At 42.5% G+C, this 20,260-nt stretch carries 26 protein-coding genes and 1 pseudogene; 8 read left to right on the forward strand and 19 right to left on the reverse strand.

All coding sequences use genetic code 11. The features are described 5' to 3' along the window. Nucleotides 1-25 precede the first annotated feature (25 nt). A pseudogene (locus LCM00_RS02660) lies at nucleotides 26-1,221 on the reverse strand (iron-containing alcohol dehydrogenase). A 326-nt stretch (nucleotides 1,222-1,547) separates the two neighbouring features. On the opposite strand from LCM00_RS02660, the gene wrbA reads away from it, so the two are divergent. Continuing rightward, entirely contained in the window at nucleotides 1,548-2,171 is a 624-nt protein-coding gene (wrbA, locus tag LCM00_RS02665; protein ID WP_224897598.1) for an NAD(P)H:quinone oxidoreductase type IV, read from the forward strand. A 119-nt stretch (nucleotides 2,172-2,290) separates the two neighbouring features. Here the strand turns inward: wrbA and LCM00_RS02670 are convergent, their stop codons facing one another. The 3 genes from LCM00_RS02670 to LCM00_RS02680 all read right to left on the reverse strand — a co-directional run bounded on the left by LCM00_RS02670 (nucleotide 2,291) and on the right by LCM00_RS02680 (nucleotide 4,958). Beyond that, complete coding sequence (locus LCM00_RS02670) at nucleotides 2,291-3,280, reverse strand: RNA polymerase sigma factor (RefSeq protein ID WP_224897600.1); 990 nt, start codon at nucleotides 3,278-3,280, stop codon at nucleotides 2,291-2,293. 79 nt (nucleotides 3,281-3,359) lie between these two features. Beyond that, the gene (locus LCM00_RS02675; protein ID WP_224897602.1) at nucleotides 3,360-4,121 is read right to left on the reverse strand and encodes a MerR family transcriptional regulator; all 762 of its coding nucleotides are present in this window, start codon (nucleotides 4,119-4,121) and stop codon (nucleotides 3,360-3,362) included. An 18-nt stretch (nucleotides 4,122-4,139) separates the two neighbouring features. Next, a complete protein-coding gene (locus LCM00_RS02680; protein ID WP_224897604.1) occupies nucleotides 4,140-4,958 on the reverse strand; it encodes a VOC family protein in 819 nt (272 codons plus the stop codon). Nucleotides 4,959-5,207: 249 nt separating this feature from the next. Between LCM00_RS02680 and LCM00_RS02685 the strand changes: the two genes are divergently transcribed. Then, a complete protein-coding gene (locus LCM00_RS02685; RefSeq protein WP_224897606.1) occupies nucleotides 5,208-6,335 on the forward strand; it encodes a metal ABC transporter solute-binding protein, Zn/Mn family in 1,128 nt (375 codons plus the stop codon). 61 nt (nucleotides 6,336-6,396) lie between these two features. On the opposite strand, the gene LCM00_RS02690 is transcribed toward LCM00_RS02685, so the two are convergent. Continuing rightward, nucleotides 6,397-7,002 carry a hypothetical protein gene (locus LCM00_RS02690; protein ID WP_224897608.1) on the reverse strand — a complete coding sequence of 202 codons (606 nt, stop codon included), beginning with the start codon at nucleotides 7,000-7,002 and terminating at the stop codon, nucleotides 6,397-6,399. 303 nt (nucleotides 7,003-7,305) lie between these two features. On the opposite strand from LCM00_RS02690, the gene LCM00_RS02695 reads away from it, so the two are divergent. Further along, the gene (locus LCM00_RS02695; protein WP_224897610.1) at nucleotides 7,306-8,061 is read left to right on the forward strand and encodes an SDR family NAD(P)-dependent oxidoreductase; all 756 of its coding nucleotides are present in this window, start codon (nucleotides 7,306-7,308) and stop codon (nucleotides 8,059-8,061) included. A gap of 279 nt (nucleotides 8,062-8,340) precedes the next feature. On the opposite strand, the gene LCM00_RS02700 is transcribed toward LCM00_RS02695, so the two are convergent. The 10 genes from LCM00_RS02700 to LCM00_RS02745 form a co-directional block, all read right to left on the reverse strand. Next, complete coding sequence (locus tag LCM00_RS02700; RefSeq protein WP_224897612.1) at nucleotides 8,341-8,763, reverse strand: RrF2 family transcriptional regulator; 423 nt, start codon at nucleotides 8,761-8,763, stop codon at nucleotides 8,341-8,343. A gap of 59 nt (nucleotides 8,764-8,822) precedes the next feature. Then, a complete protein-coding gene (gene spxA, locus LCM00_RS02705; RefSeq protein WP_224897614.1) occupies nucleotides 8,823-9,218 on the reverse strand; it encodes a transcriptional regulator SpxA in 396 nt (131 codons plus the stop codon). Between the two features lie 252 nt (nucleotides 9,219-9,470). After that, nucleotides 9,471-10,475 carry a DUF3231 family protein gene (locus LCM00_RS02710; protein ID WP_224898150.1) on the reverse strand — a complete coding sequence of 335 codons (1,005 nt, stop codon included), beginning with the start codon at nucleotides 10,473-10,475 and terminating at the stop codon, nucleotides 9,471-9,473. A 144-nt stretch (nucleotides 10,476-10,619) separates the two neighbouring features. Continuing rightward, complete coding sequence (locus tag LCM00_RS02715; RefSeq protein ID WP_224897616.1) at nucleotides 10,620-11,132, reverse strand: SRPBCC domain-containing protein; 513 nt, start codon at nucleotides 11,130-11,132, stop codon at nucleotides 10,620-10,622. A gap of 279 nt (nucleotides 11,133-11,411) precedes the next feature. Further along, complete coding sequence (locus tag LCM00_RS02720) at nucleotides 11,412-11,690, reverse strand: hypothetical protein (protein WP_224897619.1); 279 nt, start codon at nucleotides 11,688-11,690, stop codon at nucleotides 11,412-11,414. Between the two features lie 386 nt (nucleotides 11,691-12,076). Next, the gene (locus LCM00_RS02725; RefSeq protein ID WP_224897621.1) at nucleotides 12,077-12,544 is read right to left on the reverse strand and encodes a nucleoside 2-deoxyribosyltransferase; all 468 of its coding nucleotides are present in this window, start codon (nucleotides 12,542-12,544) and stop codon (nucleotides 12,077-12,079) included. A gap of 63 nt (nucleotides 12,545-12,607) precedes the next feature. After that, a complete protein-coding gene (locus tag LCM00_RS02730; protein ID WP_224897623.1) occupies nucleotides 12,608-13,045 on the reverse strand; it encodes a hypothetical protein in 438 nt (145 codons plus the stop codon). Continuing rightward, the gene (locus tag LCM00_RS02735; protein WP_101548009.1) at nucleotides 13,045-13,248 is read right to left on the reverse strand and encodes a helix-turn-helix transcriptional regulator; all 204 of its coding nucleotides are present in this window, start codon (nucleotides 13,246-13,248) and stop codon (nucleotides 13,045-13,047) included. The genes LCM00_RS02730 and LCM00_RS02735 overlap by 1 nt, the downstream gene beginning before the upstream one ends. A gap of 122 nt (nucleotides 13,249-13,370) precedes the next feature. Then, nucleotides 13,371-13,583, reverse strand: coding sequence for a helix-turn-helix domain-containing protein (locus LCM00_RS02740; protein WP_101548011.1), 213 nt, complete (start codon nucleotides 13,581-13,583; stop codon nucleotides 13,371-13,373). A gap of 9 nt (nucleotides 13,584-13,592) precedes the next feature. Then, nucleotides 13,593-14,069 (reverse strand): DUF2975 domain-containing protein, encoded by a 477-nt coding sequence (locus tag LCM00_RS02745; protein WP_224897625.1) that lies wholly within the window; start codon nucleotides 14,067-14,069, stop codon nucleotides 13,593-13,595. A gap of 176 nt (nucleotides 14,070-14,245) precedes the next feature. On the opposite strand from LCM00_RS02745, the gene LCM00_RS02750 reads away from it, so the two are divergent. Continuing rightward, the gene (locus LCM00_RS02750) at nucleotides 14,246-14,776 is read left to right on the forward strand and encodes a hypothetical protein (RefSeq protein WP_224897627.1); all 531 of its coding nucleotides are present in this window, start codon (nucleotides 14,246-14,248) and stop codon (nucleotides 14,774-14,776) included. A gap of 61 nt (nucleotides 14,777-14,837) precedes the next feature. Here LCM00_RS02750 and LCM00_RS02755 read toward each other — a convergent pair whose 3' ends face one another. From LCM00_RS02755 to LCM00_RS02770, 4 genes are all read right to left on the reverse strand, one after another. After that, on the reverse strand, nucleotides 14,838-15,722 hold the full coding sequence (locus tag LCM00_RS02755) for a YitT family protein (RefSeq protein WP_224897629.1): 885 nt from the start codon (nucleotides 15,720-15,722) through the stop codon (nucleotides 14,838-14,840). 103 nt (nucleotides 15,723-15,825) lie between these two features. Beyond that, nucleotides 15,826-16,209: an NUDIX hydrolase gene (locus LCM00_RS02760; RefSeq protein WP_224897631.1), complete on the reverse strand. Its 384-nt coding sequence runs from the start codon at nucleotides 16,207-16,209 to the stop codon at nucleotides 15,826-15,828. A 640-nt stretch (nucleotides 16,210-16,849) separates the two neighbouring features. Beyond that, complete coding sequence (locus LCM00_RS02765; RefSeq protein WP_224897633.1) at nucleotides 16,850-17,269, reverse strand: VOC family protein; 420 nt, start codon at nucleotides 17,267-17,269, stop codon at nucleotides 16,850-16,852. Between the two features lie 63 nt (nucleotides 17,270-17,332). Continuing rightward, the gene (locus LCM00_RS02770; RefSeq protein ID WP_224897635.1) at nucleotides 17,333-17,539 is read right to left on the reverse strand and encodes a hypothetical protein; all 207 of its coding nucleotides are present in this window, start codon (nucleotides 17,537-17,539) and stop codon (nucleotides 17,333-17,335) included. 77 nt (nucleotides 17,540-17,616) lie between these two features. Between LCM00_RS02770 and LCM00_RS02775 the strand changes: the two genes are divergently transcribed. The 4 genes from LCM00_RS02775 (at nucleotide 17,617) to LCM00_RS02790 (ending at nucleotide 20,178) form a co-directional block, all read left to right on the forward strand. Next, nucleotides 17,617-17,802 carry a DUF4083 domain-containing protein gene (locus tag LCM00_RS02775; RefSeq protein ID WP_224897637.1) on the forward strand — a complete coding sequence of 62 codons (186 nt, stop codon included), beginning with the start codon at nucleotides 17,617-17,619 and terminating at the stop codon, nucleotides 17,800-17,802. A gap of 141 nt (nucleotides 17,803-17,943) precedes the next feature. Next, nucleotides 17,944-18,480 (forward strand): sigma-70 family RNA polymerase sigma factor, encoded by a 537-nt coding sequence (locus LCM00_RS02780; protein WP_101548429.1) that lies wholly within the window; start codon nucleotides 17,944-17,946, stop codon nucleotides 18,478-18,480. After that, the gene (locus LCM00_RS02785; RefSeq protein ID WP_224897639.1) at nucleotides 18,480-18,887 is read left to right on the forward strand and encodes a PadR family transcriptional regulator; all 408 of its coding nucleotides are present in this window, start codon (nucleotides 18,480-18,482) and stop codon (nucleotides 18,885-18,887) included. The genes LCM00_RS02780 and LCM00_RS02785 overlap by 1 nt, the downstream gene beginning before the upstream one ends. A gap of 4 nt (nucleotides 18,888-18,891) precedes the next feature. Next, nucleotides 18,892-20,178, forward strand: coding sequence for an FtsW/RodA/SpoVE family cell cycle protein (locus tag LCM00_RS02790; protein WP_224897641.1), 1,287 nt, complete (start codon nucleotides 18,892-18,894; stop codon nucleotides 20,176-20,178). Nucleotides 20,179-20,260: the final 82 nt, after the last annotated feature.

The raw sequence follows: 20,260 nt of genomic DNA on the forward strand, positions 1-20,260 counted from the left end.
TCTCAACATTAGTGACATTCTGCCTTTACACCTTCTCAGTTTCAGAGGAAAAATCATAGTCATAGCAAATATGATAGAGTTCCTCCAGTTCCAGCTGGCTGGGCACTTGGGGGTTATTAGCCGGGCTGCCGCTGTCAATAGCGTCTGCTGCCATTTTCCCAACGGCCTGCTTGAAGGCTTCCCCGTCGATCCCCCACTCCTTTAGGTTGGGTATATTTAATTTTCTGCATAACTCTTTTACAGATTGAACAGCTACTTCAGTTGCCTCCCCATTGGCACCCTTATTAATATCAGGCCTAAAGATTCTGCCTATATCAGCAAGACGTTCAACGCAAGCTCCTTGTGTGAATTCCAATACAGCAGGCAAAAGCATGGCATTTGAGATGCCATGCGGCACATGGAATAAGGCGCCGATCGGTCGGCTCATCCCATGTACAAGGCAGACTGAAGCATTTGAGAATGCCATTCCCGCCTGAAGTGAGCCAAGACTCATACTCTCTCGTGCATCTAGATTTCCGCCATCATTGTAAGCGGTTAAAATATTTTCCACAATGAGCTTCATGGCTGAGATGGCCATCGTGTCTGTCATGGGATGTGCTTTTTTAGATAAGTATGCTTCAATGCTATGGCTTAGAGCATCAATTCCTGTAGCCGCGGTGATATTCTTTGGCGAAGATACTGTCAGCAGGGGATCCACAATCGCGGCATCCGGCAAGAAAGCGGGCTGCTTGATCATCATTTTAACATTGCTGGATGTATTGGTGATTACGGTTACATCTGTTGCCTCTGAACTTGTACCGGCTGTAGTTGGAATAGCAATATGAGGGACAGGTGTTTGAAGAGCCAGTTTCTTTCCTCCCATATAATCGCCGATAAAGCCGCCATTTGCAGCAAGGACTGCTATTGCTTTTGCGGTATCGATACAGCTGCCGCCCCGATGGATATCACCAGGTCGCAATGCTCACTTTTAAAAAAATTCAATGCTTCTGACACATATTTATCGGTGGGCTCAGATGCAATACCCAGATAGACTGTGCTTTGAACACCTGCATCATTAAGCAAAGCTCTGCCTTCGGTCACATATCCAAGCTGATCCATTATTTTATCACTAATGATCAATGCCTTCTTCCCTTTAAGAGCCGCTTGCGATCCTATATTTTCAAAGGAGCCCCTCCCGTAAAAAATGGACTCTGGCACCCGGAATACCGCTGTTTTTTTCAATCTTTTACACCCCTTTTTTCAAAGACGGCCTTAATTCCATCCCAGGCACTATTTTACAAAAAATAGCTCCTCATTCAGCTGATCCTGGCTCTTTAGGTGAAAGGGCTGGAATAAACAGTCGTCAGAATAGTTAAATTATTAAAATTATATCATTAAAATAAGAATTTCCGTGAGCTATTATTCAAAATTTTTCCTCCTGAAAAAATAAGAAAACAAACCCACAAACCTAAGTTTCCCTATTGAAAATTGAAGGTATAATCTCTCAAAGAGGGGGTAAACAATGAAGGAAAATTATTTTAATTTAGCTTTGAATGGAGGATTTTTTTATGACTGTCAAACTAGCAATCGTCTATTACAGCTCAACCGGAACAAATTACCAGATGGCTCAGTGGGCTGCTGAGGGCGCAAAGGAAGCCGGCGCTGAAGCCACAATCTACAAAGTTCAAGAGCTTGCGCCAGAAAGCGTTATTGAAGGTGTTCCTGCATGGAAAGCCCATTTGGAAGAAACAAAGGATGTTCCTGTAGTTACGCCTGATGATATCGCTGAAGCGGATGCCATTATCTTCAGTACACCTACCCGTTTCGGAAATATGGCAGCCCAGATGAAGCAGTTCCTCGATACAACCGGCGGCATCTGGGGCTCGGGAAAAACAGTTAATAAGGTTGTCAGCGGCATGACTTCTGCACAAAACCCCCATGGCGGGCAGGAGGCAACCATCCTTTCATTCTATACAACCATGTACCATTGGGGTGCCATTGTCGTAACACCAGGATATTCAGATCAATCTTTATTCCCTGCTGGCGGCAATCCTTATGGAGCAAGCGTCACTGTCGACCAAAACAATGAAATAGTTGGCGATAAGGATGCTTATAAGGGCGCAATCAAATACCAGGCGAAACGCGTTATCGGGATTGCTGAATCCGTTAAGAATGGTGCAGGGCAGCAGTAAAGCAAATAAGCAATCAGCTCGCCGGCTGGTTGCTTTTTTTGCGTAAACCTAATGGTTGACTGTGCTGAATTTGTGTGAACAAGACAGCCTTGAACCTGCATCAAATAGGGATCTTCTGATTAAAAAGGTTCACGCTTTCCATAATCCGTGATCCTCTCCCATTCCTGTCCAAACAGGTCTTTCTCTGTATCAAGCTTTAATGAAAGTTCAGCCGCAGCCTCCTCCAGGAATTCCCGGCAAAAATAATAGCTTTTATGCCGGATGAGCTTTCCTTCTTCAATTTCCACTGTGGCAATGTCCCATAAAACAGGGCCTGAACCGGCATCTCTGGTATAGATGACTGTATACCGTCCCCATAAGACAGCAAGCTTTGCGGAAAGACCAGCTGTACTGCCGCCCCAGTCACCCATAGAGTTCTTCCGTATCTGTGTTTTCCCGATATCCATGCCCTGTCCGATCACTTCATTTGTCGCATACTCACCAAGAAGCTGGCCGATAGACTGGAAATCGCCCCTTACAAAATAGTCCATATACTGTTGGATGACTTGTTTTTTTTCATCTGTCAGCATTGCCTCTTGGAAAGGAAGGTTTGGCACCGCTCTCTGCCTTTTGAGATTAGCTCTTGCCCGGCTTAGCAAGGATTGGACACCTCCTTCTGTTGAACCGATGATCTCAGCGGTTTCCCGGATGGTGAAACGGTATACCTCTGCTAATAGAATGGCCGCTGCCTGCTTTGCCGGCAATTGATGAATCAGAATCTCAACACTTTCAAGCACTTCTGAATAAGACACGATATCGCCATCCGGAATTCTTTCCAGCTCCATATCAAGCAGCTCAGGCGATTTTTTCCTGAAATGGTCCATCCAAGTATTCGTCGCAATCCGGAACAGGTAGCTTTTTGCATTCGTCGCCTGCCCGACCCTTGATAAAGAAGAAAATGCCTTTAACAGTGTGTCCTGCAGCAAATCTTCCGCGTCCCACGGTGTTCCCGTCAGCTTCCGGCAATAATGCCACAGCTGATCCCTGTATGGCTGAACGATGTATTCAAATGAAGATGCTAGCTCCTCCATATCTTTACTGATGGAAGACAAATCATTATGTTTCTTCACAAAAATCCCCCTTTTTTGTCTATTCAATCTGTAAGACGGAATTGAATTATGAAAACATACGGGCGGCATAAAATTTAATTTATTTTTTTAGCGGAATGAGATAACTGAACGTCCGGCTTTCCGGGGATTCATATTTTTCCATTTTAATACCCTCTGCCTTGAATCCAAACCTCTGAATCTGCCACATAAAGTGGAAACAGGTGAAAGGATCATACACATTGCATTCCACGGCAGCAAATAAACTCGGGCCAGTCCGCTCAGTATACATGTCTCTATAACAGCCAATTTCTTTGCAGGGCTGGTTTTGTAAAAGGCACCCCACTTCCCCGGTTATTGTATCTCCCTTTGATTCTAACGTTCTTACAAATACCCCTGCCTTTGTCTCAATCCTTAACGTCTTCAGTCTTTCGCTTATTTCAAACATTTCCTCTTGAAAAGGATGAAATGTCCTTGGGACAGTGCGCCGGAACCAGATGAAGAAGCTGTCCCCCTCCCATTTAACGAGGTGCAGATGCCGCTCTTCAGCATCCATGGAGTTCAAGTACTGTTTAGCGATATTCATGGAAACAAGCTTTTCCTCTAATTCCCTCTTCCATCCGGATATCCAATTCATCTTCTCTTCTTCTTCACCCTGCAAATAGGATTGTATTTCTTCTATTTTTATATCAGCCTGCCGGAGAGAATGGATGACCATTGCCTTGTGTATCTGTTCTTCTGTATAAATACGATAGCCTTTTTCACTGCGGCCTGCTGGCTCAATCAATTTTTTCCGGTCATAAAAACGGAGAGTGCTCGGAGGAAGCCCAGTACGCTCAGCAAACTTCTGTATATTCATTTCCATTGCAGTACCTGCTTTCTTTTACGAAGGATATGACCAGACATTGATCATGTTCCCATCAGGGTCATAGAAATGGAAACCGCCCCACCCTGCGGTTGGATTGCCCGCAATTTCTGATGGACTCAAACCATTTTTCGACAAAAGCTCATATGTTTGATAAAATTCATCAGGCCTAAGATCAAAATAATTCCTCGCTGAAGGGCTCCCTTTTTCAAAAGCATCGATATCAGCCTTTTCCAGCCATACACTGTCAAGGAATACTTGTTTATGCTGAATCCAATCGTAAGCATCTTCCAGCTGCATATGAGCAAACTCGCTCCCAAAGCGTTTGGCCAGTTTAAATCCTAAGTGTTCCTCATACCAGGAGATTGCATCATCCAGATTTCTCACGGCAATTCTTGCATTAACAGGACCGAATCCCGTGATTCTCGCATCCGGAAATTGACCTGCTTCATCGGGATTATACACAGCTGTGATTCTCGCCTTTTCAAAGGCAATTATATCAAAACTCTTAAGTCCTCCTGGGAGCTCAGCTATCGGAGTTACTTCAATCCCCTCATTCTTAAAATAAGTGAGGGACCTGTCAATATCCAATATTTCAAAACATAGCCTCAATTGACCTTCAATGCCGCTCCCCTTTTGAAAGTGCTCAAAATTCCCTTCAAAAGATTTCAGTGTGACAACCCCCAGTCTTGGCATCTTCATAAAGGCTTTTTTGCCGACCGGCGAAATCACCTTATCCAGGCAGCTCCAGCCAAAATGCTTTGTGTACCACTCCACCCCTTCCTCGAATCCATCCCATGAAACCATAATAAAGCCGCCATCCCAACGAAATGTCATTTTGCAGACCTCCTCCATTAAAATACGGAAAGTTCTTCCATACCTAATACTAAAGCTTAAAGTTAGTTTAAGGTCAAACATAATTTTGAAAAATCTTAAAATGTTTGTTTGCTATTTTAAAATTCTTGCATTAGAATACAAATAGTAATCATTACGTTTTAATATGATGCGCAGCTATTTTTTATCGGTTAAATCGGAATGATTTCTACTTACATTACATAATTGGTTTAGAGAATAGGAGATAAAACGATGAAAATGAAAAAATGGAAAAATGTCCTGCTCGGCACTATGCTTGTCTCCTCTGCTTTCCTGGCAGCCTGTTCAGGTGCAGATAATGAAGGCAAGTCCGGTGAGGGAAATACCGGAGAGAAACTTCAAGTTTTCACCACAATTTTCCCTCTTGAGGATTTTGCAAAAAAAATCGGCGGGGATGAAGTTGAAGTTGAGAGCATTTATCCGCCGAATATTGATGCCCACTCTTATGAGCCGGATATTAAAACGATGACAAATATAGCAGACGCAGACCTGTTCATCTATACAGGTGCCGGTGTTGAAGGATTTGCAGAAAAGGCTGAAAAAACACTGCAAGGCGAAAAAGTGAAAATTATAAAAGCGGCTGAGGGAATTGAACTTTTAAAAACGGCGGATGAGCATAGCCATGATGAAGAAGAACACTCTCATGATGAGGAAGACCATAAGCACTCTGAAGAAGGGCATTCTTATGAAGAAGAAGAACACGGCCACTCTGAAATGGGCCACTCCTATGAAGGAGAAGGCCATGAGCATTCTGAAGAGAGCCACTCCCATGAAGAAGAAGACCATGGCCACTCCCAGGATGACGGGCACCACCACGGCGATCATGACCCTCACGTTTGGCTTGATCCATTAAAGGCTATAACACTGGCGGAAAATATAAAGAACAGTATGACTGAATTAAAACCTGAAGCAAAAGAACAGTTTGAGGATAACTTTAAGGTTCTGAAAGAACAGCTTACTTCATTGGATGCTGAGTTTAAACAAACGATAGCAGAAAGCAATACAAAATATATTCTTGTATCCCATGCGGCTTATGGCTACTGGCAGGAGAGGTATGGTCTTGAACAAATCGCGATCGCAGGCCTTTCCCCTACACAGGAGCCCAGCCAGCAGCAGCTTGCAAAGATTATAGAAGAATCCCGGAAGCATGAACTGAATTATATCCTGTTTGAACAGAATGTTGAATCTCGTGTTGCAAAAGTCATTCAGGATGAAATCGGTGCGGAAAGTATGACTCTTCATAATCTTGAAGCGGTCACCGAGGAAGATATTAAAAATAAAGAAGACTATTTCTCCATCATGGAGCAGAATTTAGAAACCCTTAAAACAGTTTTGAACTAACAGACCACCTTTTGATCACAGTTTTATTCTCCCAGAAACACTGCTATAGCTCCCCTCCCTTTTAGGTGCGGGGATTTTTCATTTTATTCATTCCAGCAGATTGTTTGTACCGCTTTTCCATCCACAGAAAAAAATTCGTAACAATCTTTGCAGTCAAAAGGACAATTAAATACCCTGCAAACAAATGAAGATAATGTGTGTTTCCATACATGCGAAAAAGGCCAACTGCAATTAAGAATGGCTTGAAGACAAACGCTAAAAATACTGCTGTGAGGATGGTATACACATAATAGTTCTTTCCTTTGTTTAAAGTCCACTGATAGACAAGCATAAAAACGACAGGTATTAAGCTCGAATCAATGGATATTCCAGGCGTCACTGGAATCAATGGAAACGGGTAATTCCAAAAGCCGCTGTTTTTGCCGTACCAGTCTGTATAATTGAAAAACACATGAATGCTGTAACCATAAAAACCAAGCAGAAAAATCTTGCTTCGATCTATTTTGAAATAAAGCACAATGAGCGGAACAAAGAAAAATGCCGCCATCAGCCAGTACTCAAAGGATGTATACAGCGAATAATCCATCCAATACGAATTAAGGGCGTCCTGCCCTTTTTCGTTAAGCTCGACAATTTTATCAAATTCCTTTACCCTTTTATTCTCCATTACTTATCATCCTTATGAGTTGCTTAATGAATATTTTTTTGAAGGCTGTTTTAAAATTAATTATTCTGTTCTCCATAACTATAATATCAATCAATTTTTTCAAAAATATTCCTCGAACAGTTTGGTATCCAGTACTATGGCATATGGGGGCACCATGTTAAGCAGTGCCCTCTTATCTGGCAGAAAAAAGGCCACATGCATCTGTATTAGTCAGATGACATGTTTAAATACATTTAATTAGAGAAAAATTAGAGAGTACACATAAATAAGTCAAATTTCTTCATACAGCAAGGAGGAAGATTCATGAGCAGCAATAAAACAGCTATCATAACAGGTGCGGGAAGCGGAATAGGACAATCCACTGCCGTTCGTTTAGCAAAAGAAGGTGTCGATATAGCAGTTGTCGATATTAGTGAAAAAGGCGGAAATGAAACAGTCGAGATGGTTAAAGGACTGGGTGCTGCTGCTATCTTTATTAAAGCAGATGTCTCCAGGAAAGAAGAAGTTAAGAATTATGTAGACAAGACCCTTGAAGAATTCGGCAAGATAGATTACTTCTTTAATAATGCCGGTATTTCCGGAAGCGGACAATTTTTTCTTAACACAAGCGTAGAGGAAATTGAGCAAATTGTTGGCATTAATTTAATGGGAGCGCTGTATGGTGTACGCTATGTTGCCGAAGCGATGCTCAGGAACGGCGGAGGTTCAATCGTAAATACAGCTTCAAGCGCAGGTGTGATCGGGCAGGATTCTGTTGTAACATATTCGGCTACCAAGCATGGAATTGTCGGCCTCACGAAGAGTATGGTCGCAGAGTATGCAAAAGATGGCTTGAGAGTGAATGCCATTGCCCCAGGACCCACGGAAACTCCCATGGTGAAAGAATTTTATGCAGCAAATCCCGAAATGAAGGTGAATGCCACCGGCGGCATACCGCAAAAAAGATTAGGAACACCGGAAGAAGTCGCAGAGCTTGTTGTTTTCTTATTAACTTCAAAAGCAGAATATATTAATGGTGAAGTGATCCGTATTGACGGTGGCTTTACAAATACTAAATAGCACCAGGACTATTAGATAGATGCAAAATGAGCAGGGGGATTCCCTCTGCACTTTTTTGTCCGATTATGGAATATCCCATTCAACTGTCACCAGCTCTTTTCGAATACTGCCGGTCTGCTTCCCCTGCACTTCAATCTCTTCGCAAAATGAGGAAAGTTTGGCCTTGTGAGTATCCTTGCTGGTGCAAATGCCTTAATGAGAGTCACAGTCCCTAATTGATATGCATGGCAAAAAGACCGGCTGCCCCTCGGAGCAGCCGGTCTTTCCTATGTCGCACCGTTATCGGCAGCCATCTTCCCGATTAACAAGTCCGACTATATCTTTAATCGTATAATCTTTCAGATATAACCCAAGATGCTCTTCTGCACCGATGAAAATGCTGAAGAGAACTTTTTGCATGTTGGCTCCTACAATGCACTGCTCGTTGGATTCCGGACATTTGGGCTGCAATGCGCCCTCAGAGGTTATTTTATAGATATCCCATAAATTGACATCATCCAGCTCTTTTGCAAAAATAAATCCGCCTCCGGTGCCTTCCTTGGACTTGATGAAGCCATTCCTTTTTAACAGGCTCAATACTTTGCGGATTCGTACAGGATGGACCCCGGCGCTCTTGGAAATTGCCTCGCTTGTAGACATCCGGTCCAGCTGCAGCGCAAGATAGGCTAAGCTGTGAATGGCTAGGGTAAAGTCGCTGTTCATGGATAGCCTCCTAACTAAGCAGTGTTCCCGGCCCTTCTGCTCTTTTGAATTTCAGTAGATCAATTGGCCAATTGCTGCTTTTGCATGAAAGAGAAAGTGCGCAGCTTCCTTGGAAGAAAACTTCGGATTTCTTCATCATTATATCCCACCTGCAGCCTTTTTTCATCCATGATGATCGGCCTTCTCAGCATCTGAGGATTGTCGGCAATTAACTGGTACAGCTCTTTCAGTGGAAGAGAATCGATTTCCATATCCAGCTGCTGATAAGCTTTTGATTTAGTTGAGATGATTTCTTCTGTCCCATTTTCTGTCATGCGCAGAATGGATTTAATTTCTTCAACAGTAAGGGGTTCGTTAATGATATTCCTCTCAGTATACTCAATTTGATGCTCTTCAAGCCATGCCTTAGCTTTGCGGCAGGATGTACAGCTGGATGATACATATAGATTGACCATTAATCATGCACTCCTTTTATGAAGATTTAATGTTATATTGTGATTTTTATTTATCCATATTAAAGTGTAAAATAAAATGTTACAGTTATAGCAGAAAAATAAGGAATATTTCTGATTCCTTACTGTAATTTTAATATTTACAGTTGAAAAAGTCAACCTGTTTCTTGCTTAGGGAGCTGGTTATTTATTCATTAAATTCAGCCCCCCGGCCTTTAGATTGCTGCAAAAGACGGTTTCATGAATACTACTTCATTACTCCTTAGCCAAGGCTTCATGGTCTGCTGCTGCCGGAGGAGCCTCAAACCAGCCATTTCTAATCATAAGCTGCATGCCATCCTCGGCAATTAAAGCAATTTCTACATTCATTCTGGTATATGCAGAAACAATGTCCCTTCTTTGACTGAGGGCGGCTGCTTCGCCATAATAACTGATCGCTGCCGACAAAAGGCCGGTAATATGGAAAAGCATCAGCTTATCGGAAAATGGTGAAACAGCTGAATCAGTCACCTCCGATTCAAAGACTTTGGGGACATGCAGATTCTCTTCTTTCAGTAATGAAGCAAGTATTTCAAAATGCTTTACACAAAGCCCTCTTGCCCTTTCCATATATGTTCTTATTTCTTTGGATTTGCATACCTGGCTGAAGCCAAGTTCCAGCACCATCTTTACCATTGTTTTCTGCATATTGAGAAAGACACCACTGATTTCAATCGCGTTGATGGGCCTCCGCTTCCCAAGCCAGCCCGTCAAATAGCCTTTTTTAATAAAATGCACTGTCTGTCTATTATGGAGGGTTGGTGCTTTATCAATGATTCCTTTTTGCAGCGCAATTTCTGTAGTCCGATCATACAGATCTAAGCCCTCTGACGTACAGCGCATAAAATATTGCCTGATATCCTTTCGTGAGCAAACTGACGTTGCCCCGGCATATCTGGTCAGTCCATGTAGTGACATGATATGTAAATAAACGATTTTGAAAGTATCAGTGAACAATCCTGGTACATCTGCTTTAACATCTTCCTCAGAAAAGCCAACAGGTACTGGCTGGTTTTCATTTTTCAAAAGTAGTTTAATTTTTTCAAGGTGCCTCTCTGATAATTTCAGGGCGAAAGCAAATACTTCCCGGATATTTTCATCCTTGGCATCTTGCAGAAAATGCTTCAGCACACATCTTGATAAACTGTCATTCATGTATTGTGACCATACCACTGCATATTCTGAAGCATTCATCTTTGTATCATGCTGAATCTGTTTAATGATAATCCCCCCCGCCTTAATATCTTTATTTTTAGCATTTTTGCTATAATTATTTTTCTGATTTAAAAAACAGGTTGATTTTTCATCCTCATTTGCTTACTGCATAGAAAAAAGCCAAACCCTCAGATTTGGCCCTGCCATTTGTCATACCATATTCCCTGCTAAAAGTGCATCCAATTTTTTCAGCTGGGAAGAGAATCCCTCTGCCGCCCCCATATCAATGATCTGCCTGATAGCTGCTTTGGAAGGAAATTCAGTGACGGACACATACTTCGTTATCCCATCTTCTTCACTAAAGGTTGCCGTTATTAATGTTTTAGGCAAAGATTCGTTTATATTCCCTTCTTCATCTGAGAATGCATCTGTATGGACAATTTTCTCAGGCGCAGAAATTTCCTTAAAGACTGCAAGCCCCCACGACTCCATCCCATAAAAGTCCCCCTGGCTTTTGTCTTTGCAGGTCATAGCATAATGCCATATTCCGCCTGGTTCAAATTCGAATTTTTTATTCTTCGTTTCCCAGCCCTCTGGCCCCCACCAGCTTTCCAGCAGTTTGGAATCTGAGAATGCTTTAAATACTTCCTCCCTCGGTGCATCAAAATTCCACTCCATTACCAGATTATTGCCCTCTTCCCTCATAACCAGTTTTCCGCTCATTTCTTGCGCCTCCCTTTTCGAATGTTCCGCGCTGTCTTTAACTTCTGTCCGTTTTTATATTCAACAGACAGGAAACAATTCCTTTCAGACAGGCTTCAATACATTTCGACAATCTGCTGTCAGAGTGGCACCTGCACAAACAGTGCGTTCATACTCCAAAAGGATTATGAATACATCCAATGGTATAAATGCGATCCTAATAAAAGTTAATCATTAAAAAATGCCGCTTTCATAAATAATAAGCGGCGTAAAGCTTGGACGAATTAAGATTAGTATTTCTCATAGTTGGGTTCTCTGCTTTTTGCTTTTGCTATACTTCACCGCGCCTCCAGAAATGAAGAATACAGTGACCATGATGCAGGAAAAAGTATAGATTCTCTCGTCTTCTATTGGTACAAGCTCAGTAAGAAACAGCCATAAGGCAAAAGGGACAATGATTGCCAATGCCCCGGCTGCCACCGGGTCCAATCTGATGAAAAGATTTTCGCGTATTTTAAAAGACGGCTCTAATGCAAACTCCAAAATAATGCCAAGAGCCAATGGAATGATTATAAACATCTGATTTTCCTTTCCATATTTCCAGAGATCCGGCCCCTTATTAGCAATCCGGATACAAAGGTCCTTTTTTCTTGGCTGTAAGGATCAAAACTCCGGCGGATATAAGAAGGCCTGAAATAATTAATGTGGGCAGACTCAAAACACCAATAACAATAAAATTGATCCCTGAGCTTTCGGATTCTTATATAGAGTTAGAATGCCTGCCAGGTTAAGGAACAGCATAAGGAGCCAAAAAACGAGAAATATAATAAGCACTGCCTCGACAAAATTCATAGTCCCGCCCGCTATCTCCCGGGCTGCAGCAGTTCCATCCTGCCCTGCCACTTCCCGCACTTGTGGTTATCGTTGTGACAGACAAATTGAGTTATATAGAATAACCATTGCCTTTAAATAAGCGGGCCTTTATAAGGAATTTTAGGCATATTGATAAAGTCATATGCGGCAATCTCATCTGCCCTGGTCAGGTAAGCATGCAGGCTTTCCACCAGCATTAAATTCGGAATGCTCGCTTCTTTTTCTTTTATCAGTATTATCGGCTTTTGCATTGCATACGCATAGCCCAGTTCAAAGGCAGTTCCGCTGTCCACAGAGTTTTCTTCATAGTCGTGAATGGCAACTACCACGTCAGAACGCCGCAAAAACCTTAAATCATTTTGGAAAACAGTCTTCCTCCAAGTATCAGATGCAAAAGTCAGCTGCGGGAACTGATAAAATCTCGCCGAGAAGAAATCAGCCACATAAGGATTCTTCTTCAGCGCATTCTCCAGCCTCCCGATTCTTTCCAGCTGCTCCTCATTAAAAAAGGGGCTGGCGATAAAAACCCTTATCGTCCTGAAAAACTGATTTTTTTCCATCGTTATTCCTCCGCATTTTTTGTATATATATGTTCAGGAGGACTGTGATTATGTTAAATCCTTTTATTCGTCTTCCTCATCATGCAAATCTGCCTGTTTCAGCCGCAGCCTGTAAATGTAAAAGGAAGGTATTCCTCCGCACACAGCGGCAATAAAACCGAAGAGCAGACCATCACCCCATCCATAGCCCGGTGTTATACTGATCAGATAAGAAATGATGGCAGCCACTGCCAGGATGGCTGTTAGGCTTACAATGAATGGCTTTTTCGGATCTTTTCCCTGTCTTTCATGCTCCACACTCACACTCATGGATAGATAAGCAAATACAACCGAGGTTCCGATAAAAACAAGCCAAAGCGGATTTTCACGCATAGCTTCCATGCCGCCTTGCAATAAATCGTATGCAAGAATGCAAAGGATCCCCAGCGTCTGGATGATATAGACTATCCGTACATGCTCTAAATTCCTCTGCTTCAAACGTTCATCCGTAATTTTTTTCATTAAAGGTCCTCCTCTTCCACCCAGAATAATTCGTCCAGCTTTGACTGGACTGCATAGCAGATCTGGAGGCACAGCTTTAAAGAAGGATTATACTTACCCTTTTCAATTAAGCTCACCGTCTGCCTGGTAATCCCCACCCGGTCCGCCAGCTCCTGCTGGGTCAGCTCTGCCTGCAGCCGGGCCAGCTTCACATTATTTTTCATATATTCTTCCTCCAAACAGAATGTAACATATATATTCCTTTTTGTAAAATATATATTCCATCTCCAGATAATACGTGCTGCCAAAAAAAGAGACAGGCTCGCCCTGTCTCTTCATACTTCTGCTATTCTTCTTCTCCACGGTATTCGAGAATATCGCCCGGCTGGCAGTCCAGCGCCCTGCAGATACTGTCAAGTGTGGAAAGCCGCACTGCCTTTGCTTTGCCGTTCTTCAGTATTGAGAGATTGGCCATGGTGATTCCCACCCGCTCGGACAGCTCTGTAACACTCATTTTCCTTTTTGCCAGCATAACATCGATGTTAATGATAATCGCCATTCCTTCACCTCAGATAGTCAGTTCATTTTCATTTTTCATAGTAAGCGCGCTCCGCAGCAGCTCCTTCAGGACAGCTGCAAATACACTGATGACAAAAGAACAGAAAGCAATGGCTGCACCCATCAGCAGAACTCCTGGATGAAGAGCACCGGCAGCTCCGACTCCGATGATGCCGGCAGCGTAAATCAGTCCCAAAGCAATGCCGCAGTTCCTGATGCGGCGGAGCGACTGAACAGAGAGATCGGAAAAAGCAGTCTGTCCTTCAATATATCTTAGTAGATTCCATGCTTCGTACAAGGCTATATAAAATGGAATGGCAGCCCCATACATGCCTAAAAGAACCGGCCATTTCAAATAAGAAAATTCAGGGTTCTCTGCAGCTGCATCCCCTGCAAGTTCAGGCAGAAGAAAAATGCAGAGGATGGCCACGATCAATCCCATAATAAGGATGGCGGCTTTCAGAAAACTAGTTATAGCTTTGTTCATAAGGTACCTCCGGTTTAAGGATAATTATATTAATAGTAATACAGTTTTTATCGTATTTCAATAAAAATCAAATACATTTCAGCAAAAATTCAATGTTTTTTAATATAAAACAGTTGACTTTATTTATTGATTTGCGATAAATTATTACTATATATCAATATTGGGGGCAGTTCATTATGACATCTTTTTTGTTTTTGGGAATCATCGGAATTACTTTATTGCTTATTTTTTTCAAAAAGAACCCTTCACTTGAGGGGAGGGCAGCCAATCGGATGATGGTTAATTTATTGAGTAATACTTCCTGGTACCAAATCCAATGGAAAGCTGGTTTGTTTTTATTTATTTCCAATGCGCTTCTGTTTTCAGCAACACTGCTGATTTTGTATGTGCTGCTGTTTATTAATATACCTTATATACACCTGGTAATCATGTTTCTGGCAACAGCCTTTAGCATCCGTTTATGGCTCAATATGAAACTGGCATGGAAAGGCTCTAAAAAGGGACGTTTAAAAGTGGGGCTGATCGGAAGCAGCTTTTATCTATTTTTATTCATTTTCTTTCTTTATCAGTTTGCAGCAGCAGAGTCTGAATTTCCTGGGGATGACCCCTTTATGCGGGCCATTGGTTTCTTATTCGGAATGATTGTGGCAGCCACAGCATGCATTTCCTGTTTATCGGTTATTAGTATTTCTGCACCTGCAAAATGAAAAGGCAGACTTTATGTCCGCCTTTTTGCATAGCAGGTAAAATAATGGCCTGTTCTGCTTTTTAATGGATGCTTCTCTTTTTAAATCGTCCGCCTCTAACTTCTGTGATGTCAGCAATCGCTAAAAAAGCGGACGGATCCAGTTCCTCAAGGATGCTGGTGAGCTTGGATTCTTCAAGTCTGTTGATGATGCAGAAGATTACTTTCTTATCGTCACCTGTGTAAGCGCCTTCCCCTTTCAAATACGTAACGCCGCGTCCCAGCCTGTCATTGATGGTATCGCCGATAATATCAGCTTCTTCACTGATGATCCAGACTGATTTAGATGCCTCGAGTCCGTCAGCGACAATATCAATCGCTTTTGCGGCGATGACATAGGCAAGTATAGAATACATGGCCCGGTCCCATGTGTAGACAAAGCCTGCAGAGCCCAGTATGAAGAAGTTGATGAACATGACGATTTCCCCTACAGAAAAAGGGACACGCTTGCTGATAACGATTGACAGAACTTCAGTCCCGTCAAGCGCTCCGCCATTGCGGATGACAAGCCCTACGCCAATTCCGAGAAAAATGCCGCCGAAAATTGTGGCTAAAAGAATATCCTCTGTAAAAGGAGGGATTGGGTGAAAGAATGAAGCGAAAAGGGAGAGCATGATGATGCCGTAGATGGCAGAAAGCGAAAATGTCTTGCCCATCTGCTTGTAGCCCAGATAGATGAAAGGCAAGTTCAAAACGAATAAAAATAATCCCAGCTTGATTCCAGTTATATGGGAAAGCATAATGGATATACCTGTAATTCCGCCGTCGATTACCTGGTTGGGGATCAGGAAAATTTCAAGCCCGGTAGCCATCAGCAATGCACCAAGCGTTATAAATACCATGCGCTGGATAATCTTGAGCCTGGAAAGCTTTTTATGGCCCTTCTTTAATGATATAAGTTCTTCCAAGTGGCACACCTCTATATTGTATTTGTTTTCAATTATACCTTAAGTCTGCTAGTTTAGAGGTGTTTGAGGATCGGTTGATGGTTCACCGGGCATGCTTTCAATTTTAAAAAAACCGCATAATCAGTCTTGCCACTTCAGCCGGTCTTACAGGCAAATCTGCCAATGAACCGATATCCAACCAAAGCGGCTCATATGTGCCGCGGACCCTTGCCAGATCGAATTCTTCTCCTGACCCGCTTCCAAAAATACCAGCCATCATCTCTGCAAAATAAAAAAATTGCTGTCCATTATAATCATGACGGACCAGCAGTCTTCCAACCTTCACTTCAATTCCCAGCTCTTCAAGGATTTCACGTGCTGCTGCCTCCTCAGGCAGCTCTCCCGGCTCTGCCCCTCCGCCAGGGAACACATAATATTCCTCACTTTCCCTGATCCGCTTAATGAGTGCCAGTTTCCCCTCCTTAATGATTACCGCCCTGCCGCACATTCTCAATTCGCTCCACTTCCCTTTCGTAGAAAGACTTCCTAGACTCCTTCTCCTGGAAGCTACATTTTTAATTTCAATTAAAATAGAGGTCTAGCTCTACCGACTGATACCACTATTTTTGATTTTTTCTGAAATAGTGATCTAGCTCTTTCCACTGGAACCACTATTTTTGATTTCATTGAAATAGTGGTTCTAGCTCTTTCCGCTGGAACCACTATTTTTAATTTTCTTTGATATAGTGGTTCTAGCTCATCCCACTGGAACCACTATTTTTGATTTTCATTGAAATAGTGGTTCTAGCTCTTTCCGCTGGAACCACTATTTTTAATTTTCTTTGATATAGTGGTTCTAGCTCATCCCACTGGAACCACTATTTTTGATTTTCTTTGATATAGTGGTTCTAGCTCATCCCACTGGAACCACTATTTTTGATTTTCTTTGATATAGTGGTTCTAGCTCATCCCACTGGAACCACTATTTTTGATTTTCCTTAAAATAGTGGTTCAAGCTCTTTCTCCAATTCCCTAACACATAGGTTTTTTCCTCTGAACGCGTTCCCCACAGTAATAATCGCAATTCATTTACTAGTTTCTGCTCCAATTCGAAAATTAATCAGACAAAAAAGGACCTAAAGGCCCTTTTACTGTGATACGATGAATTTCTCTTTAAATGAAGGACTCAGCTCGCTCCATACATCGAACAGATTGCCGTCCGGATCTCTAAAGACAAAGTTCCTGCCAGCATGTCCCCTCTCTTCGATCTCGCCTGTATGGACTCCATGTTCACTGAGCTCCTGGTGAACAGCTTCCAGGGCATCCACACCGTCCACTTCAAACGTCAGAGAAAACCTTTCCGTTCCGGAAGCATCTGTGAAATTGGCAGATTGCGATTCTGCTGCTTTAACAAGAAAAAAGCTCTGGTTTGCCAAATTAAGGATAGCTTTGTCTTCATCAATATAATTCAGCTCTGCCCCAAGCTTCCCGGCATACCAATCTGCAGATGTCTGCACATCCTTTACCGGAATATAAGCAGTACCTACTCTCCAAATCTTTTTGCTCATGAGAACCCCTCCTGGAAAATTCAGTATATACATAGATTCTCCATCCGGAAGCAGGATTCCTTTTTATTCTGCTGCATTATTTGCCTTTTTTCTGGATGAAATTGATATCCAGGCTGCCGTATGAAGAATGATGACCAGGACTGCACCAATCAGAAACAAATAAAACGAGGCAGTTCTCCCTTCAGTATAGCTGCTGTATGCCACCGAAAAAGAAACTAGTGACATAAAATACCCGATAAAAATCTGAAATGGCTGTATATGTTTGAACATTGCAATCCCTCCTGCTGACTGATAGTATTATACCATAATTTCCCTTATATCGAATTGAACAGCATTGGAGGTATAGTATGTATATTGGAGATTGGATGATTATGATAGTCATTGTTTTGCTGACTTTGCTGGGTGTATTCTCTTTTACCCTTTTTATAAGGAGGATGGTGTCCCGTTCAGCGGCCTCCTATTCTTCAGATCAGGAGCTGCATGCCAAGCTTGATGAAATCATCAGATTGCTGAAAAAGCTGGAAAAAGATTAATAACTGTCTTGCCCCTCCATAATCCGGGGGGGTTTTCTTATTTACCTTACAAAAGCTAAAATGAAATGAAACATTTTTTTATAAAAACACAAACCTGAACAGCGGGTGCCCCGTCTAATGGTTGGAAGGGAGCAAAAGACCGTGGAAGAAACTTTATCAGAAATATTATTGGCAATGGACAGGGAAGCTGCCATCGACCAGATCATGCAGCTATATGGCCAGGATATCCTCCAGCTTTCCTATACATATGTAAAGCAAAGGGATATAGCAGAAGACCTGACACAGGAAATCTTCATTAAATGCTATAAAAACCTCCATCAATACAACCGCAAATCGATGGTGAAAACCTGGCTTTGGCGGATTGCAGTCAATCACTGCAAAGACTATCTCAGAAGCTGGCACAACCGTCATATTATCCTTTCGGAAGAACAGGCAAAGTCAGGCGGCAGCCTGAAGGATGAGGTCGAAGCAGCCGTGATCAGAAAAGATGATGATTCACAGCTTGCTTCAGCGGTCATGGATCTGCCGGACCATTACCGCGAAGTCATCTACCTTCATTATTTCGAGGAAATGAGCATGAAGGAAATAGCGGCCGTCACCAGCATCAACCAAAATACAATCAAGACACGCCTGAAGCGGGCAAAGCAGCTATTAAAAGAAAGACTGGAGGAGCTATGATGGAAGAGCGCCTGAAGAGATTGAAAAAAGCGATGGAAAATACTGTTTTCCAGGACCTGTCATTTACCGGCAAAACCCGTGAAGAGGTAAAGGCAAAAGCAAGAAATCTTCAGATAAAAACTGATGAAGATGTCATCCTTGCCGTCCTGCAGCTGCTTGTCCATGAAAAGACAGGCTACGAATTGACCAGAAGCATCATCGCAAGGGGAGTTTCTAACTTTGAAGAAAACGAAGGCTTCCTCTATGCCCTGCTCCACCGGCTGGAGCGGAAAAATTATCTGCAGTCCAGCTGGCAGGAGTCACGCAAATACTACCAGCTGAATGACAGGGGCAGGAAGCTCCTGGAGCAGTCAGAGAAAAAATTGGCCGGCAGGCGTACAGCCCTGCAGGAATTATGGGAGGGCTGAAGTAATGGCAACTGAGAAAGAAGGCTTCCTCTCGGAGGTCAAAAAGCATATAAAATCCAAAGAAGCCAAGGTTTTTATCCATAAAGAGCTGGAGCACCATCTCCAGGAAACCAAAACAGAGCTGATGTCAGAGGGAATTGAAGAAACAGAGGCGGAAGAAAAGGCAGTCCTGCAGATGGGCAGCCCCGCAGAGCTTGGGATGCAGCTGAATAAAATCCATAAGCCGAGGGTGGATTGGATGCTGATCGGACTGCTGGCAGCGGCTTTTGGGATGGGGCTGCTTCCATTATTTAATATCCATTATGAAGATTATGATGTTGCATTTGTTTCAAAGCAACTCTTCTATATTGGCCTTGGTTTACTGACTGCACTAGCTGTCATGTTCTTTGACTACCGGAAACTTCAAAAGTGGAGCTGGCACTTGCTTACAATTGGGGTTTTATACCTGGTTTTATTGCTTATAGCTCCATTTTCAATCAGAACCATTATAAACGGGGTCCCCTATTTCATAATACCTGGAATCGGAGCATTCGGCGGTATGACGATACTGCCATTATTCTACCTCTTCTGGGCAAGCTTTTTTTCAAAAGAAAAACCAAATCTATGGATAGGCTGGCTTATATTTGGTATTACTTTATTTCTATTCTTATCTTTGCCGGGCTTCCCGATTGCCATGATGTACGGATTCCTTGTCATGATATTGTTTATCAGAAGCGCCGTAACACGGAAAACCATCCTCGCAACCATATCATCTGTCGGAGGCATCCTAGTCTTATTGGGCATATTAGCGTGGTTTACAAGCAAAGAGTATCAAAAAGTCCGCTTATTCGCTTTCCTTAACCCAAGTGAATACTCAGAGACTTCGGGATTTATGTATATTAAGATAAGAGAAATGCTGGCTGAAGGCGGCTGGCTTGGCAATCCGGAAAAAACAGCATCCATTCCAAATTTGCATTCCGATTATGCCTTTGTTAATATCACCTATTTTTACGGATGGCTGATGGCTGGCCTGTTAATTGTCATTCTTGCCCTTCTTTTGGCCAGGATGATATCTGTCGGCGGCAAGATTAAGGACCCTTACGGCAAACAGCTTGTCACAGGGGCAATCGCCCTCTATTCTGTCCAGTTTCTTTATAATGTCGGGATGACATTAGGGGTCCTCCCTATCATCTCTATTTCATTGCCGTTCATAAGCTATGGACTAACACCCTCAATCCTTAATGCTTTTGTCATAGGCATCGCCCTCAGCGTATATAGGCGTAAGGATTTTACTGCAGCAGTCCACAGATAATAATAAAAAAAGACTTCTTAAAAGGAAGTCTTTTTTTCATGATATGTTTGGTGCAATTCTTTTTATTTTTCACAGTATCGAT

It is taken from the genome of Bacillus infantis, assembly GCF_020171945.1.
Classification (GTDB): Bacteria; Bacillota; Bacilli; order Bacillales; family Cytobacillaceae; genus Bacillus_AB; species Bacillus_AB infantis_A.

Coding starts and splice junctions, on each gene's coding strand:
- wrbA (WP_224897598.1), top strand. CDS start 1,548: ATGACTGTCAAACTAGCAATCGTCTATTACAGCTCAACCGGAACAAAT.
- LCM00_RS02675 (WP_224897602.1), bottom strand. CDS start 4,121: ATGGAAATGAATATACAGAAGTTTGCTGAGCGTACTGGGCTTCCTCCG.
- LCM00_RS02680 (WP_224897604.1), bottom strand. CDS start 4,958: ATGACATTTCGTTGGGATGGCGGCTTTATTATGGTTTCATGGGATGGA.
- LCM00_RS02685 (WP_224897606.1), top strand. CDS start 5,208: ATGAAAATGAAAAAATGGAAAAATGTCCTGCTCGGCACTATGCTTGTC.
- LCM00_RS02690 (WP_224897608.1), bottom strand. CDS start 7,002: ATGGAGAATAAAAGGGTAAAGGAATTTGATAAAATTGTCGAGCTTAAC.
- LCM00_RS02695 (WP_224897610.1), top strand. CDS start 7,306: ATGAGCAGCAATAAAACAGCTATCATAACAGGTGCGGGAAGCGGAATA.
- LCM00_RS02700 (WP_224897612.1), bottom strand. CDS start 8,763: ATGAACAGCGACTTTACCCTAGCCATTCACAGCTTAGCCTATCTTGCG.
- spxA (WP_224897614.1), bottom strand. CDS start 9,218: ATGGTCAATCTATATGTATCATCCAGCTGTACATCCTGCCGCAAAGCT.
- LCM00_RS02715 (WP_224897616.1), bottom strand. CDS start 11,132: ATGAGCGGAAAACTGGTTATGAGGGAAGAGGGCAATAATCTGGTAATG.
- LCM00_RS02720 (WP_224897619.1), bottom strand. CDS start 11,690: ATGTTTATAATCATTCCATTGGCTCTTGGCATTATTTTGGAGTTTGCA.
- LCM00_RS02725 (WP_224897621.1), bottom strand. CDS start 12,544: ATGGAAAAAAATCAGTTTTTCAGGACGATAAGGGTTTTTATCGCCAGC.
- LCM00_RS02730 (WP_224897623.1), bottom strand. CDS start 13,045: ATGAAAAAAATTACGGATGAACGTTTGAAGCAGAGGAATTTAGAGCAT.
- LCM00_RS02735 (WP_101548009.1), bottom strand. CDS start 13,248: ATGAAAAATAATGTGAAGCTGGCCCGGCTGCAGGCAGAGCTGACCCAG.
- LCM00_RS02740 (WP_101548011.1), bottom strand. CDS start 13,583: ATGGCGATTATCATTAACATCGATGTTATGCTGGCAAAAAGGAAAATG.
- LCM00_RS02745 (WP_224897625.1), bottom strand. CDS start 14,069: ATGAACAAAGCTATAACTAGTTTTCTGAAAGCCGCCATCCTTATTATG.
- LCM00_RS02750 (WP_224897627.1), top strand. CDS start 14,246: ATGACATCTTTTTTGTTTTTGGGAATCATCGGAATTACTTTATTGCTT.
- LCM00_RS02760 (WP_224897631.1), bottom strand. CDS start 16,209: ATGTGCGGCAGGGCGGTAATCATTAAGGAGGGGAAACTGGCACTCATT.
- LCM00_RS02765 (WP_224897633.1), bottom strand. CDS start 17,269: ATGAGCAAAAAGATTTGGAGAGTAGGTACTGCTTATATTCCGGTAAAG.
- LCM00_RS02770 (WP_224897635.1), bottom strand. CDS start 17,539: ATGTTCAAACATATACAGCCATTTCAGATTTTTATCGGGTATTTTATG.
- LCM00_RS02775 (WP_224897637.1), top strand. CDS start 17,617: ATGTATATTGGAGATTGGATGATTATGATAGTCATTGTTTTGCTGACT.
- LCM00_RS02785 (WP_224897639.1), top strand. CDS start 18,480: ATGGAAGAGCGCCTGAAGAGATTGAAAAAAGCGATGGAAAATACTGTT.
- LCM00_RS02790 (WP_224897641.1), top strand. CDS start 18,892: ATGGCAACTGAGAAAGAAGGCTTCCTCTCGGAGGTCAAAAAGCATATA.